Origin of the sequence: Polaromonas sp. AER18D-145 (assembly GCF_002379095.1) — a bacterium.
Taxonomy (GTDB): domain Bacteria; phylum Pseudomonadota; class Gammaproteobacteria; order Burkholderiales; family Burkholderiaceae_C; genus Polaromonas.
Map to the genome: position 1 here is coordinate 1 of NZ_NBZV01000062.1, position 22,806 is coordinate 22,806.

Below are 22,806 nucleotides of genomic sequence, written 5' to 3' on the forward strand. Positions count from 1 at the left end.
TTTTCGTTCCAGGTGCTCGAACGCATTGGCAGCCCGCCCCAGGTCGCGGCCACGGCGCGCTTCGGCCAGGGCCGCACCGTGAGCGACCTCGGCTGGAAAGACACCGTGCTGGTCTGGCCCGGCGAAACGGTGCGGGTGGCGATCGATTTCGCCCACGATTACCCCGGCGACCAGATCTATGTGTTCCATTGCCACAATCTGGAACATGAAGACGCCGGCATGATGATCAACTTTCGCGTGCAAGCGTGAAGGGCACTTCCCCTTTGGGGTTGAGTCTTTGCAGAGCTATTTTTGAATCGATAGCTGTCATTTCCAGTTTCAAGGATATGACTGTGTGAATCTGCCTCAAAGTGCGCCGCTGTTTCCGCGATGTTGTTGCCTCGATTCCCAGCTAGGTGAACAGCTTCCCGGCGTAGGGCTCGAGCTTGCTTGAGCTGACCCGTCTTTCGTAGCTGGGCTCAGTCTCATCTGAGCGCAGGTACTTCTTCACTGTGTTGCGAGCCAGGCCTGTACGCCTTGCAATTTCGCGGATGGACATCTGATCTCGCAGTACCCAACGCCTGATGACACTCAATGTCGCCACGTCTATCACTCCTAATTTCTCCCTGCTTTAAAAACTAACTAGGGCCTACGTGGGTCAGGTTTGGATGGAAATTACCGCTCCAACGGGGTCAGTTTTCGACGGAATTCAACAGTCATGTCATCGTTTTTACCCGCGGTAAACAAAATACAAAATGCCTTGATGTGAGTGCGATGGAAACTCCAAAAACGATGTGAATGACCAAGCTCGGATACATCACGGAGAAGCCAAGCGTCCAGGGGGTTTGATCCCCAAAAATCAGTGGCAGGGCGAAAGAATTGAGGGCGACATAGTAGCCAAGGCCGTAAATGGCGCCAACAGCCCATGCGGGAAGTCTTTTTTTCAACAGGACAAGAAGCACGAGCAAGGGGGCAGCCGACAGCCAGCCGATGACGAAATGCTCGATGAACATCAACATTCGAAATGTCATCTCGGGAAGGTTGGTGAAAAATGCTTCGAGCAGTTTTTTTCCGTAGTGTCCAACGCGCAGCCCAAAAAGCTGGAACAAAAATCCGAAAGGAATCATCGCGATCGATGCAATGGTTCCGGATCGAACCGACTCCCTGGCAAGCCCCTGGAGCAAGCTCTTTCGGTCCGGCGTACTTGTCATCCCTGGCCTCGTCGTGGTTGATGGATTGAACAGGCTCAGCGTGGCCCGAGGATTTTGTTCAGCATGTCCGCAGACGGTGCGCCCTGCATGGTCTTCAGGTTGCCATCGGCGTCTTTGTAAAGTGTCGTTGGCGTGGCGGAAAAGCCCAGTTGCTGCATCAACTCCTGGTTGGCGTCGAGTTGCGCGCGAACTTTGGGCGAAATCTGAGCCAGGGGCTTCACACCACCGCTGCGATGTTGTTGTTCATGCTGCGTCAGTGCGGCCTGCGGGTCCTGCGCAGACAGGAGAGCCGCCGCTTTCCCCGGGCTGGTTGGCCCGAGAATGGCCACCATGACATGGCGCAGCTGAACCTTGCCGGCCGTCACCCAGGGCCTGGTATCGTTCCAGAGCTTGTTGCAGTAGGGGCAGTTGGGGTCGGTGAAGGTGTAAATGATCCGCGGGGCATTTTTGGCGCCATCGGCAATCCAGGTGCTGCCCTCCAGCTGCTTCCAGGTTTTCGCGGCCATGGGTTTTGCCACCAGCCGGTTCAGCGGTTCCTGGCTCAGGTCCACGCCTTTTGCATCGATCATGGAGCCGACGATCGCCTGTTTGCCGTCGGCGGTCAGGTAGATGGCCAGCGGCTGCTGCTCTATCATGGCGGCATAGCCGGTCAGTCCGCCGGGCGCATCGAATGTCCCGATCACCTCAACCCCCTTGGCTTCCAGCGCCTTGATCGGTGCGGGCCAGTCTTTGGCCTGTGCGCCCATCGCCATGCCGAGCAAGCCCAGAAAAACTGCAAATTGAACAACTGTTTTTTTGATCATGGGAAATCTATTCCTTGGTTGAGAAAGTGGTGCGCGTGCGCAATGGGTTTAATTTGCTGGCCAGCGAGGCGGCCGACAACTCGCCCAGGTGGGTATCGGCCAGTTGTCCGCTGGCATCGTAGAAGAGCGTGGTCGGCAGTCCCGTCGAGCCGACTGCGCGGCCCAGTTCGGCGCCGGGGTCGAGCACCACATTGGCCAGACTCAGTGCGCTGGCGCTCAGGTAGCGCAGGGCGGTCGCCGCGTCTTCGCTCTGGTTGGCGAAGACAAAAGTGATTCCGGTTTCCCGCTGCTGTGCCTCGGCGAGGACTGGCATTTCGCGGCGGCAGGGCGGGCACCAGCTGGCCCAGAGGTTGACCACCATGGGCTGACCTTTGGCGAGCGCAGCGAGGTCTGTCGATTCGCCTGCAAGCGTTGTCAACGCCACGGTTGGCAGGGCCGGTCTGGGGGTGTTGTCGAAGGTGCCGAGCGCACCCGACATCGCTGCCCAGGCCAGCGCACCGGCGGTCAAGCCCAGGGCCAGCGGCTTGCGCAGCGCCGCGCGGTGCCAGCCGTGCACGATCGCCACCAGCAAGGCCGCTGCCAGGCCAGCCCATGGTGAAAAGCCGCCGTCGCGAATGTCCAGGATGGACCACGGTGCGTCGCGGTACAGGTCAAACCATGTGGCGACGAAGGCAATGCGTGCGACCAGCAGTCCGGCCCACGCCATGTCGGACAAGACGTTGACGATGCCCGCTTGTCGACGCCGCCCGGCCAGGTGGCCGACTCCGGCCGCGACCAGCAGGGACGCCAGCACGAGCAGATGGCTGACTTGCACGGAGAAGGGCCCCAGATTGACGTTGAGCATTCAGGTTCCTTGTTTTGCACGCGCCAGGCGGGCGAGAAATTCGTCGGCATCGAGTTCGCCGATGATGCGCTCGGCACGGCGTTCCTTGCCATCGGGGCCGATCAGCAGCATGGTCGGCGGTCCGAGAATCTGGTGGGCGCGCATCAGCGCCTGATCGTCCGCATTGTTGGCCGTCACGTCGGGGCGCAGCAATTGCATGCCGGCCAAAGCCTGTTGCACCCGCGGCTCGGCGAATACCTTGCGCTCGATCACGTCGCAGGACACGCACCATTCAGCGTAAAAATCCACCAGCGTCCACTGCCCGCGCTGTCCGGCTTCGGCAATGCGGGTCTCGAGCGCTTGTTGTGTCTTGAGCGGCCCGAAGCGGGCCATGAAGTCACTGCCGACCGCCGCCTGCGCGGGCGCGACGCCTCTTGCCTGGAAGGCCAGCGGCTGCAGGGGATTCTGGGCGCCTCCGGCCGCGCCGATCACCATCGCGCCGCCCCACAGGCCGAGCAGCAGCGCCAGGTAACGGGACATCAGGCGTCCGCTGCCCATGCCGAGCTTCTGGCCCAGCGCCAGCAAACTCAGTGCGATGGCCAGCAACCAGGCGCCCCACAAGCCCAGCGTCAGCGCCGCAGGCAATACCCGCGCCACGAACACAATAGCGGTGCCCAGCAGGACAAAGCCGAACAGCGCCTTGACCCGGTTCATCCAGTCGCCGGGACGCGGCAGCAGCCGTGCGCCCAGTGTCCCGACCAGCAACAGCGGAACACCCATGCCCAGGCCCATGGCAAACAGGACCAGGGCACCGGTCACGACATCGCCGGTATTGCCGATATAAAGCAGTGCACCGGCCAGGGGCGCGGTCATGCAGGGGCCAACCAGCAGCGCCGACAGCACGCCCATCGTGGCGGCGCCCGCCACCGTGCCGCCGCGCCGGCCCTGGCTGGCGTTGTTGAGGCGGTTGCGCAAAACGGCGGGCAGTTGCAGCTCATAAAAGCCGAACATGGCCAGCGCCAGCACGACAAACACCAGGCCGAAGGTGCCCAGCACCCAGGGGTTCTGCAACACCGCCTGCAGATTGGCGCCGGCCAGCGCCGCGGCCGCGCCGACACCGGCATAAGTCAGCGCCATCGGCAGCACGAAGGCCAGCGAGAGGATAAAACCGCGCCTGGGACTCGCGCCGCTGCCTGCGATCAGGCTGGAGAGAATCGGCACCATCGGCAGCACGCAGGGCGTGAATGTCATCAGCAGGCCCAGGCCGAAGAACACGACAAGCATCCAGCCCATATTGATGCGCGACAGGCGTTCGGCCAGGTCCTGGTCTTCGCCGAGCGCGCCCGGGGGCGCCGGATTCGGGCGGGTCGTGGCCAGATCGGCCGGGGCTGCCGGCGTTGCCGCGACATCGGCCAGGTTGACGCGCCGGGTTTGCGGCGGGTAGCAAAGACCCGCATCGGCGCAGCCCTGCCAGTCGATGGTCAGCGCCCGGGCATCGGCTGCCTTGACCAGGACGCTGACCTGGTCGTGGTAAACCTCGCTTTCGCCATAGGTTTCATCGGTTTTTAGTGTGCCGGCCGGCCACTTGACCTGCAGCGCACCACCGGCGGGGTCGGCTTCGACCTTCATTTGCTGGCGATAAAGGTAGTACCCCTTGCGGATGTCCCAGTTCAGGCGTACCTGGCCATCGCCATCCGGGCTGGCGCTCAGGCGGAAAGCCTGCTCCACCGGCAGAAAATCCTGCTGGGCATGCGCCGGCAGAGCCCACAACACGGGCACCATCACGATCAACCACAACAAACGCAGCATAAGTGCCTTCACATCAAATGGAACACGCATCTTTGAGCGGCCAGATTAAGGCTGCGTTAACGCTGGGATAATTAAAGGCCTGGATACTATCTGGCATGGAGGACAGGCCATGCGCGTGTTGCTGATTGAAGATGATGAACTGATTGCCCACGGCATCCTGGCCGGCCTGCGTGCGCACGGTTTGACGGTCGATGGCGTGCGCACTTCGGCACAGGCCGAGGCCGCCTTGTCGGTTGTGCATTGTGACGTGGTGATCCTCGATCTCGGGCTGCCCGACGAGGACGGCATGCGCCTGCTGCAGCGCTTGCGGGCCAATGGCATGGCGCTGCCCGTGTTGATACTGACCGCGCGCGACGCCGTCGAAGACCGCGTGGCCGGGCTGCGCGCCGGCGCGGACGACTATCTCCTCAAGCCTTTCGACCTCAACGAGCTGGTGGCCCGCCTGCAAGCCTTGCTGCGCCGCGCCGCCGGACGCAGCGTCGATGTCATCGAGCACGGCCCGCTGCGCCTTGATCCGGCCAGTGGCGAAGTCTCCCTGCACGGACGCGCCGTCGCTTTATCGCGGCGCGAGCTGGCGCTGCTGGCCGCCCTGCTGCATGCGGGTGGACGCATCCTGAGCCCCGACCAGCTGAAAGACAGCCTTTACGATTTCAGTGAAGAGATCGAAAGCAACGCCCTCAGTGTGCATATCCATCATCTGCGGCGCAAGCTGGGGGCCGATGTGATCGAAACGGTGCGTGGCGTGGGTTACCGGTTCAGCGCGGTGAAAGCATGACGCTCAGGCTGCGCTTGTTGCTGATGATCGGCATCTCGATGATGCTGCTGTGGGGCGGGGTCGCGCTCTGGATGCTGCAAGGCCTGGACAAGGAAATGCACCGCACCCTGGACCAGCGGCTTGCCATGTCGGCGCACATGGTGGCCGGACTGATGTCGCAAAACCCTGCCGCTTGGGATGGCCGCACCGGGAAAGCGGGCGCATCAACGTTGAGCCTGCCGGCGGCGGCAAAAGGCCTGGCATGCCAGGTATCGCTGCGTGGCGAAGTGATCGCGCGTACACCGGGCGCCGTGCCCGAGGCGATGGCGACAGCCGCGTCGGCCCTCGGCTTTTCCGACCGCGAAATCAGGGGCGAACACTGGCGCAGCTACACCCTGGAATCACACGGTTTGCGGGTCACTACGTCCGATCGCCTGAACGAGCGGGATACGCTGCTGCGCAATGTGATGCTTGCGGCGGCAGTGCCCTTTGTCGTCGCCCTGGTGGGCAGCCTGGCGGTGCTGTGGTTCGGCGTGGGAAGCGGCTTGCTGCCGCTGGAGCGCCTGCGGCAGGCGCTGGCCAGCCGCACGACGGAGACATTGACACCGATTCCAGACAAACCCATGTCGCGCGACTTGCTGCCGCTGGTCAATACCCTGAACCATCTGCTGGGGCGGATGAACGTGACCATCCGCCGCGAACGTCGCTTCACCAGCGATGCCGCGCATGAATTGCGCACGCCGCTCACCGCGATCAAGACCCATCTTCAGGTCGCGCGCATTACCCGCGGCAAGGACACCGAAGAGGCCATGGATTACGCTGAAGAGGGCGTGGCGCGGCTTCAGCGCACGCTCTCTCAACTGCTGACGCTGTCGCAAGTGGAAGGCGCTTTTTCCTGGGATGACGGGCGCGTCACAGAGGCCCACGAAGTAGCCCGCCTCGCGATGCGCGACGCAGCACCCGATGCGCCCGAGCGCATCGCGCTGGACAGCGACGGCAACCGCGCCGAACTGGCGCTACCCCAGGCGCTGGCAGTCACCGCACTGCGCAACCTGCTTGACAACGCCTTGCGCCACTCCCCTGCCGCCAACAGCGTCAGGCTGGAGATACGCCGCTCGCCGGAAACAATCAGTTTCCACGTGTTCGATCGCGGGCCGGGACTCAGCGATGACGAACTGGCGCTGGCGACGCAGCGCTTCTGGCGGCGCGGATCAGGCCGAGGCAGCGGTCTGGGCCTGTCTGTCGTTGCCGCCATTGCCGAGCGCTTTGGCGGATCGTTCGAATTGCTGCAGCGGAGCGATGGTGGTCTGGAGGTGAGATTGACACTTCCCTGCATGGTTTTCCACCATGGACCTCTTTCTAAACTATGATTGAAACCATCGCTGAATCGCCCGGCCCCCTTTGGGACTGCGAAGTTCTCCAGCATCAGATTTTTAGTCACTGATCATTACTTTTGATCAACCCATGCTGCGTAGACCACCACTGACACTAACACTAACACTAACTGTCCTTTTAATCTGTACGCTGTTAACGGCGTTACTGCCTTTTCTGGCTGCGAGTCTGTCCGCCTCCCATGATCCGATGATCAACGTCCAGGTGCAGCTAGCCGGGCATGCCGAAATCCGTGGCATTGATCAGGAAGCCTCTGCGCACCGGCATGAAGACGGTTCAGTGGAGGAGGGCAGGAGGGGTCACCAGCACGGCCACTCCGCGATTGATCACACCCACGAACCACTGTTTGCTCCGCCAGAACATGCGTTGATTCTTTGCACGGGTGTGAAGCAATGGAGTCTGCGCGACGCAATTTTGGGGACGAGCGCCCATGTGGCCATGCTGGAGCGCCCCCCCCCCAAACCAACAACTGTTTGACGGCATATGGCCGCCTGACGCAGCCCATTTAATCAATCATTTGTTGGAGTTTTTATGTATCTGCCTTTTTTCAAGGCTAGTTGGCGTTCGCCATTCGATCGGTATTTTCACCTTCGATCTTTGCTGGTCGGACTGAGCTTTTTCCTGTTTTTCTGCGCCAGTGCTTTTGCCCATGGGGTGGCCGAGGGTGACAAGGGCTACATCCAGGAGATTACCGGGGTGAACCTGCTGCCTTTTGTTTATCTGGGAGCAAAACACATGGTGACGGGCTACGACCACCTGCTGTTTCTGTTTGGGGTGATTTTCTTCCTGTACAAGCTCAGGCATGTGGCAATCTATGTGAGCCTGTTTGCGCTCGGCCATTCGACAACCCTGCTGGCCGGCGTCTACTTTGGCACCAGCGTTAGTTCTTACCTGATCGACGCGATCATTGGGCTGTCAATTGTCTACAAGGCGCTGGATAACCTCGGAGCCTTTCAGCGCTGGTTTGGCGTTCAGCCGGACACCAAAATAGCCACGCTGGTCTTCGGCTTCTTCCACGGTTTTGGTCTGGCCACGAAGATTCAGGAGTTCGAAATCTCCCGGGACGGTCTGCTGCCCAATCTGCTGGCATTCAATGTTGGCGTGGAGATTGGCCAGTTGCTGGCACTCTTTGCCATCCTCATTGTGATGGGGTACTGGCGCCGCACCAACAGCTTTCTTCGCCATGCCTACACCGCCAACGTCGCACTGATGTGCGCCGGCTTTCTGCTGATCGGTTATCAACTCACTGGCTATTTTGTTTCCTGAACATTCGAGGATACCAATATGTACAACACTGAATTACCAACCCACGCCGACTTACCCAGCTCCCGGCAACTGATCCGCTCCACACTCATTGCGGCTGTGTCTGCCGGGGCGCTCTTGATGACGACGGTTATGCCTGCCGAATACGGGATTGATCCCACTGGCATTGGCGGCGTATTAGGTCTGAAGCGCATGGGTGAGATCAAAGCCTCGCTTGCAAGCGAGGCGGCAAAAGAGACGCCAGTTGACCCAGCACCTGTTGCCGTCGCACCTGCAGCAGCGACGGACGCGAATGTGGATGTCGCGGCAAGCAAGGCGTCCTCAGCGGACCCCGGGGGGAAGGCGGACGAAATTTCGGTCACCCTCAAACCGGGTCAGGCAGCCGAGGTCAAGCTGGACATGAATAAGGGTTCCAAAGTGACCTATCGGTGGGTCGTTCGCGGTGGCTCTGTGAATTTTGATACGCACGGCGACCCGGTTAACCCACCGGCGGGTTTTTACCACGGCTATGGCAAGGGCCGCCAGTCAACCGGAGATGAGGGTGTTCTGGAAGCGGCCTTCGACGGCAAGCACGGCTGGTACTGGCGCAATCGTTCGAAAGAGGACGCCATCGTCACCTTGAGCACCAAAGGCGGGTACAGTGCGATAAAACGAGTCCTGTAAGGACTGTTTAAAGCCGTCACCCTTGCGCGGAATTGCCGGGTGACGGCCTTGTTAGGATGACCGGCGCTGGTGTTCGTCATGGATGACATAGGCATGAAAATGTTCGCGGTCGACGGAATCTGTACCGGATGCGCCGCCAGGCCGAACGTTTGATACCTTTGCTCCCGACCCGCAGCATCTCGGGTGTTGTGCGCCGTGCTTTGCGCTGACGCAGGGACCACAGGTGCGACGACCTGCCGTCGAAATCCGTCATCACGTAGCGCTCCGGCTTGATCCCGTCCTCGCCACTCGTGCCTCCACATCCAAGCTAGGTCGCGGAGGCGGATACCTGGCCAACGGGCCCCGCATCGGGATGTCAGCCAGCCCTTGAGCCGTCCGTGGTATTTGTTTACTCCCGGGCCGTGGTCCCCCGCCGGCAGGGCCAGCCCTCGCGCTCCCCTCGCATGCCACGGCCTCGACCTTGATCAGCTCGCTCACCACCTTTTTGAAAGTGTCGGTGGCGGCCTGTACATTGTTCATTTTGCAGCCGCCTTCTGCCGAATGAGCAGGTAGACCGCCGGGATCACGAACATGGACAGCAACGGCGCGGTGATCATGCCCCCCACCATGGGCGCTGCGATCCGCTGCATGACCTCGGAACCTGTCCCCGTGCCCCACATGATGGGAAACAGGCCTGCAAGAATGACCGCCACCGTCATCGCCTTGGGGCGCACGCGCAACACGGCACCTTCACGGATGGCGTCCAGCAAATCGGCGGTGCTAGTTGTCCCCTGTTTAAGCTTGTCATCCCAGGCAGTCTTCAGATACAACAGCATGATCACTCCGAACTCCGCCGATACACCGGCCAGGGCAATAAACCCCACCGCACCAGCCACCGACAAGTTGTAGCTCAGGATGTACAGCAGCCAGATGCCGCCCACCAGGGCGAACGGTAGCGTGGCCATAATCAAAAATGCTTCATCGAGGCGTTTGAAGGTCAGGTAAAGCAGTACAAAGATGATCAACAAAGTGAACGGTACCACCACCTTGAGCTTGGCCGTGGCGCGCTCCAGGAATTCAAACTGGCCAGACCAGGAAATGGAGTAACCCGGCGTCAGCTTGACCTTTTCCGTGACGGCTTTTTGCATGTCGCGCACGGCGGACCGCAGGTCCCGCCCGCGAATGTCGACATATACCCAGCCGGACAGGCGGGCGTTTTCGCTGCGCAGCATGGGCGGGCCGTCCGTGATGCGGACGTCGGCCACATCAGACAACACCAGCCGCTGACCACGCTCGGTTACAAAAGGCAGGCTGCGCAGCTTTTCCAGGGAATCCCGCAGCTCGCGGGGGTAGCGCATGCTGATCGGGAAGCGCTGCAAGCCTTCCACCGTCTCGCCGATGTTCTCGCCACCTACCGCCGAGCTGATGACCGACTGCACATCGGCAATGTTGAGGCCAAAACTGGCCGCCGCGTCGCGCCGAATGTTGACATCCACATAGCGTCCACCGGTCAGACGCTCGGCCAGCGCACTGCTGACGCCCGGCACGTCCTTCAAGGCGCGCTCGATCTCGCCGGTCAGCCGGTCAATCGTCGCCAGATCGGTGCCGGCCACCTTGACCCCGACCGGGCTTTTGATGCCCGTGGCCAGCATGTCGATGCGATTGCGAATCGGCGGCACCCATATGTTGGCCAGGCCTGGCACCTTGACGATGCGGTCGAGTTCGTCCACCAACTTGTCCTGCGTCATGCCAGCTCGCCATTGGTCGCGCGGCTTGAACTGAATGGTGGTCTCAAACATCTCCATAGGCGCCGGATCGGTGGCGGTCTCGGCACGGCCGGCCTTGCCGTAGACGCTGGCGACTTCGGGAACAGTTTTGATCAGGCGATCGGTCTGCTGCAGCAGTTCACTGGCTTTGCCCGCCGACAGGCCCGGCAGCGCCGAAGGCATGTAGAGCAGGTCGCCTTCGTCCAGGCGCGGCATGAATTCGCCCCCAATGTGCTGTAGCGGCCAGAGGCTGATCGCCAGGACGAAGCCGGCGACCACCAAAGTAAGTTTGGGCGCGCGAAGCACAACCTCCAGCATCGGCCGGTAGATCGCAATCAGCAGGCGGTTCAAGGGGTTGGACTTCTCATCCGGGATCCGGCCCCGGATCAGGTAGCCCATCAACACCGGGATCAGGGTGACCGACAGGCCCGCAGCCGCGGCCATGGCGTAGGTTTTGGTGAACGCCAGAGGGGAGAACAGCCGTCCTTCCTGGGCTTCCAATGTGAAGACCGGGATAAATGACAAGGTGATGATCAGCAGTGAGAAAAACAGTGCTGGTCCGACCTCTGCCGCCGCATTCCCGATGACTCGCCAGCGTGCTTCGCCCTGCAGCGTTTCCCCTGGATGGTCATGCCCCCAATGTTCGAGGTGCTTGTGGGCGTTTTCAATCATGACCACCGCGGCGTCCACCATGGCGCCGATGGCTATCGCGATGCCGCCCAGCGACATGATGTTGGCATTGACGCCTTGGTAATGCATGACGATGAAGGCCACCAGGATGCCCAATGGCAGTGAAATGATCGCCACAAATGCCGACCGCAGGTGGAACAGGAAGATGAAACATACCGCCGCAACCACCAAAAACTCCTCCAGCAGCTTGAAGGTCAGGTTGTCCACGGCGCGGTTGATCAGGCCGGATCGATCGTAAACCGGCACAATTTCCACACCCTTGGGCAGGCTGGACTGCAGGGATGCCAGCTTGGCTTTGACGCCCGCGATGGTTTCCAGCGCATTCTTACCGGAGCGCATGACAATCACGCCACCGGTGGCCTCTCCCTCGCCATCGAGTTCACCGATGCCGCGACGCATCTCCGGCCCGATCTGAATGCGTGCTACGTCGCCCAGTCTCACGGAGACGCCCCCCGGCGTGGTCATCAGCGGAACCGCCCGGAAATCATCCAGACTCTGAAGGTAACCTGATGCCCGCACCATGTATTCAGCTTCGCCCAACTCGAGGACCGATCCGCCGGCTTCCTGATTGGCTTTCTGGATGGCCTCGACCACCTTGGTGTGCGGGATGGCATAGGCCGCCAGCTTGTCTGGGTTCAGTACCACCTGGTACTGCCGGACCATGCCGCCCACCGACGCCACCTCAGCAACGTTGGGAACGGTTTTGAGTTCGTACTTAAGAAACCAGTCCTGCAGCGCGCGCAGCTGTCCGGGATCCTGGGTGCCGCTTCGGTCAATCAGGGCATATTGGTATATCCACCCGACACCGGTCGCGTCCGGCCCCAGCGACGCCTTGGCGGCCGCAGGCAGGCGCGATTGCACCTGGTTGAGGTATTCCAGCACCCGCGAGCGCGCCCAATACATGTCCGTGCCATCTTCAAACAGCACGTAGACAAAGGAATCGCCAAAGAAGGAGTAGCCGCGTACCGTCTTGGCGCCCGGCACCGACAGCATGGTCGTCGTCAGCGGGTAGGTGACCTGGTTTTCAACAATGCGCGGTGCCTGCCCCGGGTAGGTCGTACGGATGATGACCTGCACGTCGGACAAGTCCGGCAGCGCGTCTAGCGGCGTTTTGAGCACCGAGTACACCCCCCAGGCGCCGATCATCAGGGTCGCCAGAAGGACCAGGAAGCGGTTGCTGATGGACCAGCGAATAAGCCGGGCGATCACTTTGTGCTCCCCGAAGCCGCTGGCGTTGCAGCGGTTGCGGGACCCGAAGGCGACACCCGGGTGAGCTGAGGCAGTCCTTCAGAGTCGATGTAAAACTCGAAATTCACGTTATCACCAGCTGCCAGGTTACGCGGTAGCTCTTGGGACGGAGGCGCCTTGAAGTCCATGGTCATCGCTCCCCACTTAATGGACGGAATTGGCCCATGGGACAGGGTGATCGCATCATTGTTAATGGCGTCGATCTTGGCCTGGCCTTCGTGTCGTGGCGCGCTGCTGGGGGCGGGCGGTTTTGGTGCCTGGTTGAGTCGGGCTTCCACGCCTTTGAGGCTGGCCTCTGAATCAATCAGAAATTGCGACGAGACCACCACCCGCTGCCCGATCTGCAAACCGCGCTTGATTTCAGTCTGTCCACCGGTTTCGATTCCCGCTTCCACATCGACAGGCCGGAAGCGGCCATTTTCTTCGGCCAGCATCACCACCGTGCGCTTGCCCGTCTGGATCACCGCCTCGGTCGGCACCAGCAGGGCCTTGTCCGCCCGCATGTCCATAAACTGCATGGTGACAAACATGCCGGGCACCAGGCGAGAGCCAGGATTGGCCAACTCCATCCGTGCCTTGAGCGTGCGGGTGGCCTGATTCACGTCCGGCAGGATGGCTTGCACCCTGCCGTCGAAACTTGTTCCCGGCGCGGCCGGGCTGCGCGCCTGCACTTTGGCACCGGGCCGCACCAGGGCGGACTGGCTTTCAGGCACCTCAGCGTTCGCCCAGACCGTGGACAGGCCATTGATGCGAAAGAGGGTGCTTCCCGCCATCACCGTCATGCCATCGCGGACCAGCAGTTCGACCACTACGCCGCCCAAGGGTGCTGTGATGGTGATACGCGGCTGTGCCCTGCCGCTGGCTTCGATCCGACGGATCTGTTCGTCGCTCATGCCAACCTGGCGCATGCGCTGACGCGCACCATCCACCAGCGATGCCAGGTCATCGCCCTGCATGCGCTTGAGCGCCAGGAACTCTTCCTGGACTGCGACCCAGTCGGGAATGTAGAGGTCCACCAGCGGCTGGCCCATGGCCACTCGATCCAGCGTCGCCCGCACATGCAGACGCTCCACATATCCGGTCGCCCGCGCTTGAACGATGGCCTGGTCGCGTTCATTGAAGGCGATGCTGCCCACCGCGGAAACCTGCTGCGACAGGGTGCCTTCGGCAACCAGAGCGGTGCGCACCCCCAGGTTCTGCTGGACACGAGGGCTGACGGTGACTTGGCCCTGGTCAGAATCACTGTCGGCATAGACAGGTACCAGCATCATGTCCATAAAAGGTGACTTGGCCGGCTTGTCGAACTTGCTGCTGGGAACCATGGGGTCGTGGTAGTACAGGATCTTACGGCCTGAGTCTGGATCGGTATCACCGGCCTTGAGCCCGGCTCTGATGTGGCGGCGCGTGGCTTCCTCTCCTTCCGCAATGCTCTGAGGTCCGACTGACAACGTTGCCGCAGCAGTCTGCGGGACGGGCCCGGTCAATACAGCTGCAGGGTGGGAGCGTCCGGTTTTCATGCCAAGCATGTACAGGCCGTATCCTGCTCCGCCCAAGACCCCTATGGCCACTGTCAGCAGCGCGACGGTCGATGTTTTCTTGTTCATGGTGTTTCCTTGGTAGCGAAGGCGGTGCTTTGATCAGGAATCAGAAAGTTCAGGCGCGCCCAGGCCCGTGCCGTTTCCGCCTCCAGCGACAGCGCTTGCAGCCGGACGTCAATCTCACCCTGACGTGCACTCAAAGCGCTGGCAAGGTCGCTTTGACCGGTGCGGTAGGTGGTGAGCGCGGCCTCGGCGCGCTGCGTAGTGGCCGGTATCAGTTCGTTGTGATACCTGGCGACCCTCTCCATGCCGGTCTGCCAGTCGTTGAACATGCTTCGCACCTCGGCTTCCCGGATGCGCAGCATGTCTTCGTAGCGAGCCCTGGCCTCGTCAACCAGCGCCAGCCTGGATGCAACTTCCCGGTCCTGCCGGCTCTTTCGGTCCCACTGCAGCGGAATGGAAACCCCGATCGAAACCATGTTGGAGTAGGCGGGACCGCGTTGGGCGTAGCTGGCTTCGACGCTCCAGTCCGCCTGTTTGTTGGCTTGGGCAAGCCGCACGTCGGTCTCCAATGCCTCAACCTCGGCAGCCATCGCCTGCAGTTCAGGATGTTGCCTGATCTGTTGTTCAGAGGTGCCTCCTTGCAGAGGCGGACTGCGCCACGACGGCATTCCTGTCGGGGGCCGGGCGGCAGCGGGTGGGCCCACCCAGCGCGCCAGCATCAAGGTAGCGCCGCGCGCCTGTTGGTCAATCTGGCTAATGCGGTCCTGCAAGATGATGGCGGCAGCGCGGGTTGCAAACACGTCAGCCTGGCTTCCCCGGCCGGTGCGAAACGCTATATTGGCGGCCTCCGTCTGCAGGCGGGTTTCTTCCACCTGCTGCTGAATCAGGTCACGCATGGACAGGCTGTAATAACGGTCCAGCCATGCCAGCGCGGTATCTCGCTGCACATTGGCCAAGGTCAGTTGGCGCTGTGCCTGTACGCGTAATGCATCTCGCTCGAACCTTTCGGATTTGAGCCGGCGTTTTTCTGCACGTGGGAGCTCCTGCATGATCCCGATGCGGCGCATGGTCATGAAATCCCGCGTCAGGCTCAGCTGATCGGGGCCGTTAGCCGGCAGGTTTTCCAAGCCGAGCTTCAGGACAGGGTCTGGCAGCTGGCCGGCCGCCACCGCCAGCTCTTTAGCCGCGGTGGTGAGTGCGTCCTGCGCTATCAGTTGCTGGGACCGGCCCACTGCGAGGCGTTGGGCCTCCAGAAATGTGATCGGGTCAGCCGCCAGGGTCGCAGACCCCGCAACCGCGAGCAGGACGGAAATGACCGCCCGGCGAATCGAAAAGTGAATTGACATAAAACCTCCAGAACGCGAACAACGACCTGCCGGCGCAATCGAGTTGCACCGGACAGAAAGAAGGTATTCAGGAGGCTAGAGGCGGAAGCAGCAGTGCCGGATGGCCACGGGCGGAGCCGTGGTACGCATCAGGTGAGGCGCCTGCAAAGGCGCCCCTTGCAATACCGGCGTAATGGCCGGCAGTGTGAAATCGGGGGGGAGGGCGGTAATCACCAACGGGGCAGGGATCTCGTACTTGTCAGCGGTCTGCTGTCCAGCCTGGCAATGCGCTTGGCACAGATTGGGCTGCTCTTCATCCATGTTTAAAGTCATGGATTGAGCGCAGGGCATGCCTGCTTCGGCCATTGCCGAGATATCAGAAACCTTTGATCCAGCGCCGGGACACGCATAGCTGGCTACAGCCAGCTGCATAAACAGCAGGCTGATCAGCGCAAATAGCGCGGTGACCAGACGTGTGCGGCGCAAAATCATTTCACAGAAGGTTAAAGCAACGAGAACGGCAATTGAAAAAACACCCAGTTTAGTTGATTGAAGTACGAGATAAAAGTTCCTGGCAACAACTGAGTCGCCCACAACGTTACTGCCGTCAGCCATTTCGTAAATCACAACTTTTTCTACGAGCCTGTCAAAAGGGCGAAAAGTCGAAGGTTACGTAACGGATGCCAGGAAGATTAGGTAATCGCTGTATAGCCATCCGGCGAAATGAAGATGCCAACGCAGCTTTCTTAAGTTCCATGGGTAAGCCACGTGCTTTGTTGGCAGGTTCTTTTCCATGAATTTGGAAGAGAACATGCCAATCAGCGGATGCTGTTACGTTTTGTTTCGATTGGCGCAGCCTTGGCAATATTTCGCCACTGTAAGGATTTGGCCGAAGGCAGATGATGTAGCTGCCATGCGGGCTAGCGGCGCTTTGTTGACAATTTCATTTCCAAATTTTATGAAGAGAAGTTGACAACACGGCAAAAGAAGCAGTCAATGGATTACGTCCCACTTGGACTAACCCATGGCCCTTACTTACGAGACTCCCGCGGACAACCGCAGGCCTCATGGCTCATACCGTTTTGACGTGTACAGCCTCAAAGCCGGGCGGCGTATGACCCTGTACGGGAAAAGCGCACTTTGTCTGTTCATTGATCTCGAAGCAGACTTTGAAGTTGACGCTCTTTGCGAGAGGGCGCTTGTGATTCCAAACACAAAGCCGGCGCGAGTGGTGGATTTCTGGGCTATGCGTGGAGGCGTCCCCACCTTCTTCCTCCTCACCAAACAATCCGAGGCTTGGATGAATGAGAAGAAGAAATTTGCCTATGTGGACTTCTACAAATGGGTTGCCGACTGCAACGCTAAGGTTGTTGAGGTCCTTGTTGACGAATTCGAGAAACGTCGAGTCCGGTATGACAACTGGTCCACCATCCTGCAGCACCTGATTTCGCACCGCGGGCAAGTTTCTGAAAATCTGGCTGATCGCTGCACTAATCTAATGCCTGCCAAGTGGCGGCTGCAAGACTTCGAAAAAAGTATTTCAGACGTCGACGCCATGCTGGTACGCGCAACAGTATTCACGTTGTTAACTGAAGGAAAGCTTCGATGTCACACCATCGATAGTTTGCCCATTAATCACTCGACCGAAGTGAGTCGGACATGATGCCTCGCGTATTCATATTCGGTAAGCAAACGGGCCGGTAACTCAATTGCAAAGGTGCGGGCCGGGATTGCGGCCGCCAACTCCGCCGCCGCTTTTGGCGACGCCCCGTTCGGCCCTGTAGCTCCTCAAGAAACTGCGCTCTCGGACGAGCAAGGAAGTCAACCAGCTTCAAAGAAAAAGACCAAGCCTGGTGAGTTAGCGGTTCCGGTCCCTTTGACGCTTAAAAGAACACTCTTGTTCTAGAAAGGACTCATTTGGCGCACGAATACCCACCACCTGGGCTATGCGCCTGGCGCAGACAAGCCCCTTGAGGCCAAGAACCACCGCAATGGTGCCTCAGGCAAGACCGTCCTGACCGAGGACGGCCCGCTGCGGATAGAGGTTCCGCGCGACCGCACGGGCAGCTTCGAGCCCTTGCTCATCCCCAAGCACGAACGCCGCTTCACCGGCTTTGACGACAAGATCGTGGCCATGTACGCGCGGGGCATGACGGTGCGCGAGATTCAAGGCTTTCTGGCCGAGCAATATGCCACCGAAGTCTCGCCGGATCTGATCAGCTCGGTCACGGACGCGGTGATGAGCGAGGTCACGGCCTGGCAGGCGCGTGCCCTGGAGCCGATGTATCCGGTGGTCTTCTTCGACGCCCTGAGGGTGAAGATCCGCGAGGACGCGGTGGTGCGCAACAAGGCCGTCTACTTGGCGCTGGGCGTGCGCCCGGACGGCACGCGCGACATCCTGGGCCTGTGGATTGAGAACACCGAGGGCGCGAAGTTCTGGATGAAGGTGTTCAACGACCTCAAGACGCGGGGCGTCAATGACATCCTGATCGCCGTCACCGATGGGCTCAAGGGAATGGCTGAGGCGCTGGGTGCAGTGTTCCCGGCCACCACGCTGCAGACTTGCGTCGTGCACCTGATACGCAACAGCCTGGACTACGCCAGCTGGAAGGACCGCAAGGCACTGGCGGCGGCCATTAAGCCGATCTACACAGCACCCAGCGCTGAGGCCGCGCTGGGCGAGTTGGATGCGTTTGAGCAGGGTCCATGGGGCAGCAAGTTCCCGACCGTGGTGGGGGCCTGGAGGCGGGCCTGGGACAAGGTAATTCCCTTCTTTGCCTTCCCCGCTCACATCCGGCGGGTGATCTACACCACCAACGCCATCGAAAGTGTCAACGCCAGATTGCGCAAGATCATCAAGACGCGGGGGCACTTCCCCACGGACGATGCGGCCACCAAGCTGATCTGGCTGGCCCTGCGAAACATCACGGCCGACTGGCACCGAGCAGGCAGGGATTGGAAGGAGGCGATGAACCAGTTCGCGATTCTCTACGACGACCGATTTACCAAGCAATTCAACTAAGATGAAATAGACATAAAACCTCCAGAGCACGAATAACGACCTGTCGATGCACGGGAAATGCATCAGACAGGAGCCAGGTGGTCCGGGAGGTCAGAGGCGGAAGCAGCAGTTCCGGATGGCGACAGGGGGCGCGGTGGTGCGCTGCAGATGAGGCGCCTGCAGCGGCGCTTCAGAAAACACCGGGAAGGCGATCTGCAAACTGAAGTTGGCAGGCAAAGCGCTGATGGCGACGGGGGAGGTCAGCTCATGCTTGTCGGCTGACTGATGACCCGTTTGGCAATGTGCCTGGCACAGATTGGGCTGCTCCTCATCCATGTTTAAAGTCATGGATTGCGCGCAGGGCATGCCTGCTTCGGCCATTGCCGAGATATCAGAAACCTTTGATCCAGCACCCGGGCAAACATAGCCGGCCACGGCCAGCTGCATGAACAGCAGGCTGACCAGCGCGAAAACCGCTGTAAGCAGACGGGTGCGGCGAATCCAGATCATGGGCTGATGTGAGAAGAAAACGAAACTGCCAAGCGATCAAGTCTAGTTGAACGGATTCAGATTGGCGACAAAAGTTCTTAACTGCAACAACCCAATGCACGGCCTTTGTCCTGAACGGGTGGGCAGGGCACCGTGCCGTAGGAGCAAAACACGCAGCAATCCCCTGATTTCGGGCGCAGAACGGCGTGGCACTGTTCGCACTCGTAAAACCATTGACAGGCGACGGTGGGAATCTGTTCGGTCTTCTGATAACCACAGACGGAGCAAGTGAGGGTACCGTAAGTGGCCATTTCCCACTTTTCGGTCAGGCTCAGTCGAAGTACGCTTGAGTCGGCGGTCGATCATTGTCTCCCGGACCCATTGCCTTACTTGGCTTGCTCAAGCGCCACGACTGTGAAGCCTGCTTCGCCTTTTTCAGCCCTGAACAGGATTTTGTCGCCTTGCTTGAGGTCCTTGAGCAGCCTGGCATCCAGAACTTTGAACACCATGGTCATACCCGGCATGTCCAGGTTCTCGAGTGCCTCGTGTTTGATGGTCAGCTTGCTCTGTTCAAGGTCCACCTTGCGCACCTCGCCGGCTGTCAGCCTCGTTGTGGCAGTCGCTGCGCCCGTGTTCTGGGCGCCGGTTGGAGCGTCAATTGCGGCAATGGCAAATCCAGTAGCACTCATGGAAAGCACAGCCGTCACCAAAAAAACATTGATCTTCGATTTCATGGAAACTCCTAAGGATATTAATGGATTGTCCGGATGGCCTGCATCCGGCTCGGTTTCTCGCTTCGTATCAGTTGACGTACTGCTCCCGGAACAGGCTACGCTCCGCGCCTGTCATGGCGAGACTGGGCTTCGGGGTGTTGTGTGCAATGCTGTCGGTGTGGACAAGCCTGCCGTCCTGGAACGCATAGCTGTGCTGTGGGGGGATATAGCCGGCTTCGCCGCCGACCAGCGTGCCGCCTTCAGCAGTCGTAGGTTTTTTGCGGAAAGCGTCTAACTCTTTTTCCACGTCGGCGCGGCTCTTGGTACTTTGCACGGTGTGGGTCTCAAAGCCCCGTTCGCCGCCGACCCAGGCGCTGCCGCTGTTGGCAAAAGCTGCGGGAATGGCTGCACCGGCAAGGGCAAGGGCAAATACGGTTTTACGAAACAACATGATCAAACTCCTTTAATATCGATTGCAAGGTGTGGTTCCAACACTTGGAGCCACTGCGATGCAAACTCTGCATCACAGTTGTTAATGTAGAAACCCAGCTGCGACGCCGCCCTGACCCGGAGATTACGAATACGTTATGTACGATCGAGGCTTCTTTTGAAAATACTGGTGATTGAAGACGAACCCAAGGCCGCCGCCTACCTGCGTCAGGGTCTGACCGAAAGCGGTTATGCCGTTGAGGTGGCGTACAACGGCACGGACGGGTTGCATGCGGCTGCCAACGGTGACCATGGTTTGGTGATCCTGGATGTCATGCTGCCAGGTGTCGACGGATTTGCCGTTTTGTCGGCGCTACGTACCTCCAGGCAAGTGCCGGTTTTGATGCTCACCGCCCGCGGCGAGACCGACGACAAGGTGCGCGGCTTCGACCTGGGAGCCGATGACTACCTGGTCAAACCGTTTCAGTTTCCGGAGTTGCTGGCCCGAGTCCGGGCGTTGCTCAAGCGCGGCCAGCCCGTGACCGGGGAGCCGGTGCTGCGTGCGGCGGATCTGGAGATCGATCCCGTACGTCACCGGGCGACCCGCGCTGGCCAGCGCATCGACCTGTCGGCCAAGGAGTTCGCCTTGTTGACCCTTTTGGCCCAGAAAACCGGCGAAGTCCTCTCCAGAACTCAAATCGCCTCGTTGGTCTGGGATATTCACTTCGATTCGGACACGAATGTAGTTGAAGTGGCGATAAGACGGTTGCGCGCCAAGATCGACGACCCTTTCGAAGAGAAATTGATTCACACCGTGCGCGGCGTGGGCTACGTCCTGGAGCGCCGGACCGCGCCGTGATGCAACGCCTCTTCCCCGACTTTTGGCTCAGAAATTCCCTGGCTGCGCGCATCGCGCTGGCCAGCGCCTTTTTTGGTCTTCTCATCACTGGCGGAGCCATCGTGGTCGGGTTCTATGCTCTGACGCAGCAGCTTGACGCGCGGTCTGCGACGGAGCTATTGGGCAAGCGTGACCTGGTGCTGCATGTTTTATCTGAAATCTCGTCACCGGAAGCGGTCAACCAGAACAAGCACCGCTTTGGCGATCTGCTGATTGGGCACGATGACCTCCACTTGGCGCTGGTAGATCCCGCTAGCGGTCAAAGCGTGGCGAGCTTTTCTGCGATTGCGCGGCAATCCGTGTCTGCGCTGGACACCCGCCCGAACAGTTCCACGTCCGTTCACGCGTGGACGGCGCCCACTGGTGAACGGCTAAATGCCATTCACGGCATCGGTACGGCCGCCAACGGGAAGTCTGTGCGTTATTACCTGTCGCTGGACCGCAGGCATGACAGCCGATTATTGGCTGGCTTCATCAAGGCAACTTTGGTGGGCTTGCCGATATTGCTGCTCATCGTGGCGCTTGGCGCTTGGCTCATTGCTAGCACCGGTCTGACGCCGTTGCGGCGCTTCCATCGTTTGGCGGCATCCATCGGTGCACAGTCGCTCAGTCAGCGAATATCTTCCTCAGGTCTGCCCACGGAACTCTACGAACTTGCAGAAGAGTTCAACGGCATGATGGATCGCATCGATGCGGGTTACCGACGGCTGCAGGATTTTTCCGGGGAGCTCGCTCATGAAATGCGTACGCCGGTTGCAACGCTCATGGGGCGAACACAGGTGGCACTGTCCCACAAGCGCACATCCGCTGAATTCAGAGAAGTCCTGGAAGGCAACGTTGAAGAACTTGAGCGCCTGTCTCGCCTGATCGCCGACATGCTCTTTATTGCCCGGGCAGACCACAGCGAAACATTGCTTCAAGGAGAGCTTCTGGAGCTTGCCCAGGAGGCTCAACGAGTGGCCGATTACCTCTTGCTGATCGCTGAGGAGCGAGAGATTGCGGTGGAGGTGACGGGCACCGCGATTGTCATGGCCGATCGCCTGCTGATTGAGCGTGCGATCACCAACCTGTTGTCCAATGCAATACGCCATGCCTTTGCGAATTCGAAGGTAAGCATAGTGATCGCCACAGACGGCGACCGCACCACCTTGGCGGTGACCAACCAGGGAGAGGGGATTGCTCAAGCCCATCTGAATCGCATCTTCGATCGCTTCTACCGCGTCGATGCCGCGCGCGCCCGCCTTGACGGCGGAACAGGACTTGGACTGGCAATTGTGCGATCCATCATGTTGGCTCATGGCGGGCAGGTAATCGCATACAGCCGGCCGGGCAGTGAGACGACTTTCACGCTGGTATTCCCAGTAGCTGGTTTTCCTTCACCGAAACTGGTCTGAAGTCCTGCATGACGAGGGTAAGTGCGAGGTGCCTCTCATCATGCCGATGAGCACGGCGCCTACAGTGAGCCCGTATTCGTCATTGACCACAAGAAGGCGCAGGGATTTTCCTACTTATTTACAGCTGGCTGTGTTCACCGGGAGATTCCAAATTTGTAATCTCCCGGTGGGTCTTACGTAGGGTTCGGATATTTAAACTCCCGGTCACAACATGGTCCTTTACCCTTTGTAATCGACACGGATGGCGCACTTTCCTGTCTATGGGCGGAAAATTCATATTCAGGAAGTGTCTACGTACGAAACACGCACTATTTCTTCCAATTGCCGCCCTTGAAAGGTATTCAATGAAATCACGAAACATCCTGCTCTCGCTGCCTTGCGCCTTGTTGTCCTTGTCCGCGATGGCGGCCGGAAGCCACGCGGGTGACCATGGCGACGGCGCGATTGGCAAGCCCGGTGTCTCATCTAAAGTCACGCGCACAGTGATCCCCCCCGCGTCAGAATAGTTGTCGCCTCCATAGAACCAAGAATCCGGGGGCGGCGATGAAGGACAAGAATTGGCACGATACGGACAAGCATTCAAGGACCGGGCGGTAGCGCGGTTGTTGCCGCCTGAAAGCGCGGCGGTGGAGGAAG

At 60.0% G+C, this 22,806-nt stretch carries 22 protein-coding genes and 2 pseudogenes; 10 read left to right on the forward strand and 14 right to left on the reverse strand.

All coding sequences use genetic code 11. The annotated features are described in order from the left end of the window. On the forward strand, window positions 1-249 hold a 249-nt coding region (locus tag B7G52_RS21145; protein WP_170954836.1), incomplete at its 5' end, for a multicopper oxidase domain-containing protein. A 145-nt stretch (window positions 250-394) separates the two neighbouring features. On the opposite strand, the pseudogene B7G52_RS21150 reads toward B7G52_RS21145, so the two are convergent. The 5 genes and pseudogenes from B7G52_RS21150 to dsbD form a co-directional block, all read right to left on the reverse strand. Beyond that, window positions 395-592 (reverse strand): annotated as a pseudogene (locus B7G52_RS21150) (helix-turn-helix domain-containing protein); the annotation flags it as partial. 103 nt (window positions 593-695) lie between these two features. Further along, window positions 696-1,190 carry a hypothetical protein gene (locus B7G52_RS21155; protein WP_096699656.1) on the reverse strand — a complete coding sequence of 165 codons (495 nt, stop codon included), beginning with the start codon at window positions 1,188-1,190 and terminating at the stop codon, window positions 696-698. Window positions 1,191-1,225: 35 nt separating this feature from the next. Next, window positions 1,226-1,993 (reverse strand): thiol:disulfide interchange protein DsbG, encoded by a 768-nt coding sequence (gene dsbG / locus B7G52_RS21160; protein WP_096699657.1) that lies wholly within the window; start codon window positions 1,991-1,993, stop codon window positions 1,226-1,228. Window positions 1,994-2,000: 7 nt separating this feature from the next. Beyond that, complete coding sequence (locus B7G52_RS21165) at window positions 2,001-2,837, reverse strand: TlpA disulfide reductase family protein (RefSeq protein ID WP_096699658.1); 837 nt, start codon at window positions 2,835-2,837, stop codon at window positions 2,001-2,003. Beyond that, window positions 2,838-4,625, reverse strand: coding sequence for a protein-disulfide reductase DsbD (dsbD, locus tag B7G52_RS21170; protein ID WP_096699659.1), 1,788 nt, complete (start codon window positions 4,623-4,625; stop codon window positions 2,838-2,840). A 109-nt stretch (window positions 4,626-4,734) separates the two neighbouring features. Between dsbD and B7G52_RS21175 the strand changes: the two genes are divergently transcribed. The 5 genes from B7G52_RS21175 to B7G52_RS21190 all read left to right on the forward strand — a co-directional run bounded on the left by B7G52_RS21175 (window position 4,735) and on the right by B7G52_RS21190 (window position 8,697). After that, a complete protein-coding gene (locus tag B7G52_RS21175) occupies window positions 4,735-5,400 on the forward strand; it encodes a response regulator (protein WP_096699660.1) in 666 nt (221 codons plus the stop codon). Beyond that, the gene (locus tag B7G52_RS21180; protein ID WP_096699661.1) at window positions 5,397-6,749 is read left to right on the forward strand and encodes an ATP-binding protein; all 1,353 of its coding nucleotides are present in this window, start codon (window positions 5,397-5,399) and stop codon (window positions 6,747-6,749) included. Before B7G52_RS21175 ends, B7G52_RS21180 begins: the two co-directional genes overlap by 4 nt. Before the next feature lie 211 nt (window positions 6,750-6,960). Continuing rightward, window positions 6,961-7,248 (forward strand): hypothetical protein, encoded by a 288-nt coding sequence (locus B7G52_RS23455; RefSeq protein ID WP_141397519.1) that lies wholly within the window; start codon window positions 6,961-6,963, stop codon window positions 7,246-7,248. Window positions 7,249-7,302: 54 nt separating this feature from the next. Beyond that, a complete protein-coding gene (locus B7G52_RS21185) occupies window positions 7,303-8,037 on the forward strand; it encodes a HupE/UreJ family protein (RefSeq protein ID WP_096699662.1) in 735 nt (244 codons plus the stop codon). 18 nt (window positions 8,038-8,055) lie between these two features. Further along, window positions 8,056-8,697 (forward strand): transmembrane anchor protein, encoded by a 642-nt coding sequence (locus tag B7G52_RS21190; RefSeq protein ID WP_096699663.1) that lies wholly within the window; start codon window positions 8,056-8,058, stop codon window positions 8,695-8,697. Between the two features lie 515 nt (window positions 8,698-9,212). Here B7G52_RS21190 and B7G52_RS21195 read toward each other — a convergent pair. The 4 genes from B7G52_RS21195 to B7G52_RS21210 form a co-directional block, all read right to left on the reverse strand. Further along, entirely contained in the window at window positions 9,213-12,341 is a 3,129-nt protein-coding gene (locus tag B7G52_RS21195) for an efflux RND transporter permease subunit (protein ID WP_096699664.1), read from the reverse strand. Next, window positions 12,338-13,984, reverse strand: a complete 1,647-nt coding sequence (locus B7G52_RS21200; protein ID WP_096699665.1) for an efflux RND transporter periplasmic adaptor subunit — start codon at window positions 13,982-13,984, stop codon at window positions 12,338-12,340. Before B7G52_RS21200 ends, B7G52_RS21195 begins: the two co-directional genes overlap by 4 nt. Further along, window positions 13,981-15,267 (reverse strand): TolC family protein, encoded by a 1,287-nt coding sequence (locus B7G52_RS21205; protein ID WP_096699666.1) that lies wholly within the window; start codon window positions 15,265-15,267, stop codon window positions 13,981-13,983. The genes B7G52_RS21200 and B7G52_RS21205 overlap by 4 nt, the downstream gene beginning before the upstream one ends. Window positions 15,268-15,342: 75 nt before the next feature. After that, entirely contained in the window at window positions 15,343-15,873 is a 531-nt protein-coding gene (locus B7G52_RS21210; protein ID WP_240523571.1) for a hypothetical protein, read from the reverse strand. Window positions 15,874-16,270: 397 nt separating this feature from the next. On the opposite strand from B7G52_RS21210, the gene B7G52_RS21215 reads away from it, so the two are divergent. Both B7G52_RS21215 and B7G52_RS21220 read left to right on the forward strand, forming a co-directional pair. After that, window positions 16,271-16,909, forward strand: a complete 639-nt coding sequence (locus B7G52_RS21215; RefSeq protein WP_141397520.1) for a hypothetical protein — start codon at window positions 16,271-16,273, stop codon at window positions 16,907-16,909. Window positions 16,910-17,179: 270 nt separating this feature from the next. Then, window positions 17,180-18,268, forward strand: a pseudogene (locus tag B7G52_RS21220) (IS256 family transposase); the annotation flags it as partial. 90 nt (window positions 18,269-18,358) lie between these two features. Here B7G52_RS21220 and B7G52_RS21225 read toward each other — a convergent pair. From B7G52_RS21225 to B7G52_RS21240, 4 genes are all read right to left on the reverse strand, one after another. Further along, the gene (locus tag B7G52_RS21225) at window positions 18,359-18,757 is read right to left on the reverse strand and encodes a hypothetical protein (protein ID WP_096699668.1); all 399 of its coding nucleotides are present in this window, start codon (window positions 18,755-18,757) and stop codon (window positions 18,359-18,361) included. 77 nt (window positions 18,758-18,834) lie between these two features. Continuing rightward, window positions 18,835-19,047 carry a GDCCVxC domain-containing (seleno)protein gene (locus B7G52_RS24220; protein ID WP_096699669.1) on the reverse strand — a complete coding sequence of 71 codons (213 nt, stop codon included), beginning with the start codon at window positions 19,045-19,047 and terminating at the stop codon, window positions 18,835-18,837. A 75-nt stretch (window positions 19,048-19,122) separates the two neighbouring features. Next, complete coding sequence (locus B7G52_RS21235) at window positions 19,123-19,470, reverse strand: copper-binding protein (protein WP_096699670.1); 348 nt, start codon at window positions 19,468-19,470, stop codon at window positions 19,123-19,125. A gap of 67 nt (window positions 19,471-19,537) precedes the next feature. Continuing rightward, window positions 19,538-19,900 (reverse strand): DUF4148 domain-containing protein, encoded by a 363-nt coding sequence (locus B7G52_RS21240; protein WP_096699674.1) that lies wholly within the window; start codon window positions 19,898-19,900, stop codon window positions 19,538-19,540. 156 nt (window positions 19,901-20,056) lie between these two features. Here B7G52_RS21240 and B7G52_RS21245 point away from each other — a divergent pair, with 156 nt between their 5' ends. Together B7G52_RS21245 and B7G52_RS21250 are read left to right on the forward strand one after the other, a co-directional pair. Further along, a complete protein-coding gene (locus tag B7G52_RS21245; RefSeq protein ID WP_096699671.1) occupies window positions 20,057-20,737 on the forward strand; it encodes a heavy metal response regulator transcription factor in 681 nt (226 codons plus the stop codon). Next, the gene (locus B7G52_RS21250) at window positions 20,737-22,170 is read left to right on the forward strand and encodes a heavy metal sensor histidine kinase (protein WP_096699672.1); all 1,434 of its coding nucleotides are present in this window, start codon (window positions 20,737-20,739) and stop codon (window positions 22,168-22,170) included. The genes B7G52_RS21245 and B7G52_RS21250 overlap by 1 nt, the downstream gene beginning before the upstream one ends. A 118-nt stretch (window positions 22,171-22,288) precedes the next feature. On the opposite strand, the gene B7G52_RS23870 is transcribed toward B7G52_RS21250, so the two are convergent. After that, the coding region (locus tag B7G52_RS23870) for a hypothetical protein (protein WP_205853103.1) at window positions 22,289-22,806 on the reverse strand (518 nt) is incomplete at its 5' end.

Coding starts and splice junctions, on each gene's coding strand:
- dsbD (WP_096699659.1), bottom strand. CDS start 4,625: ATGCTGCGTTTGTTGTGGTTGATCGTGATGGTGCCCGTGTTGTGGGCT.
- B7G52_RS21155 (WP_096699656.1), bottom strand. CDS start 1,190: ATGACAAGTACGCCGGACCGAAAGAGCTTGCTCCAGGGGCTTGCCAGG.
- B7G52_RS21250 (WP_096699672.1), top strand. CDS start 20,737: ATGCAACGCCTCTTCCCCGACTTTTGGCTCAGAAATTCCCTGGCTGCG.
- B7G52_RS21175 (WP_096699660.1), top strand. CDS start 4,735: ATGCGCGTGTTGCTGATTGAAGATGATGAACTGATTGCCCACGGCATC.
- B7G52_RS21225 (WP_096699668.1), bottom strand. CDS start 18,757: ATGATCTGGATTCGCCGCACCCGTCTGCTTACAGCGGTTTTCGCGCTG.
- B7G52_RS21190 (WP_096699663.1), top strand. CDS start 8,056: ATGTACAACACTGAATTACCAACCCACGCCGACTTACCCAGCTCCCGG.
- B7G52_RS21205 (WP_096699666.1), bottom strand. CDS start 15,267: ATGTCAATTCACTTTTCGATTCGCCGGGCGGTCATTTCCGTCCTGCTC.
- B7G52_RS23455 (WP_141397519.1), top strand. CDS start 6,961: ATGATCAACGTCCAGGTGCAGCTAGCCGGGCATGCCGAAATCCGTGGC.
- B7G52_RS21235 (WP_096699670.1), bottom strand. CDS start 19,470: ATGAAATCGAAGATCAATGTTTTTTTGGTGACGGCTGTGCTTTCCATG.
- dsbG (WP_096699657.1), bottom strand. CDS start 1,993: ATGATCAAAAAAACAGTTGTTCAATTTGCAGTTTTTCTGGGCTTGCTC.
- B7G52_RS21215 (WP_141397520.1), top strand. CDS start 16,271: ATGGCCCTTACTTACGAGACTCCCGCGGACAACCGCAGGCCTCATGGC.
- B7G52_RS21200 (WP_096699665.1), bottom strand. CDS start 13,984: ATGAACAAGAAAACATCGACCGTCGCGCTGCTGACAGTGGCCATAGGG.
- B7G52_RS21240 (WP_096699674.1), bottom strand. CDS start 19,900: ATGTTGTTTCGTAAAACCGTATTTGCCCTTGCCCTTGCCGGTGCAGCC.
- B7G52_RS24220 (WP_096699669.1), bottom strand. CDS start 19,047: ATGGCCACTTACGGTACCCTCACTTGCTCCGTCTGTGGTTATCAGAAG.
- B7G52_RS21180 (WP_096699661.1), top strand. CDS start 5,397: ATGACGCTCAGGCTGCGCTTGTTGCTGATGATCGGCATCTCGATGATG.
- B7G52_RS21185 (WP_096699662.1), top strand. CDS start 7,303: ATGTATCTGCCTTTTTTCAAGGCTAGTTGGCGTTCGCCATTCGATCGG.
- B7G52_RS21165 (WP_096699658.1), bottom strand. CDS start 2,837: ATGCTCAACGTCAATCTGGGGCCCTTCTCCGTGCAAGTCAGCCATCTG.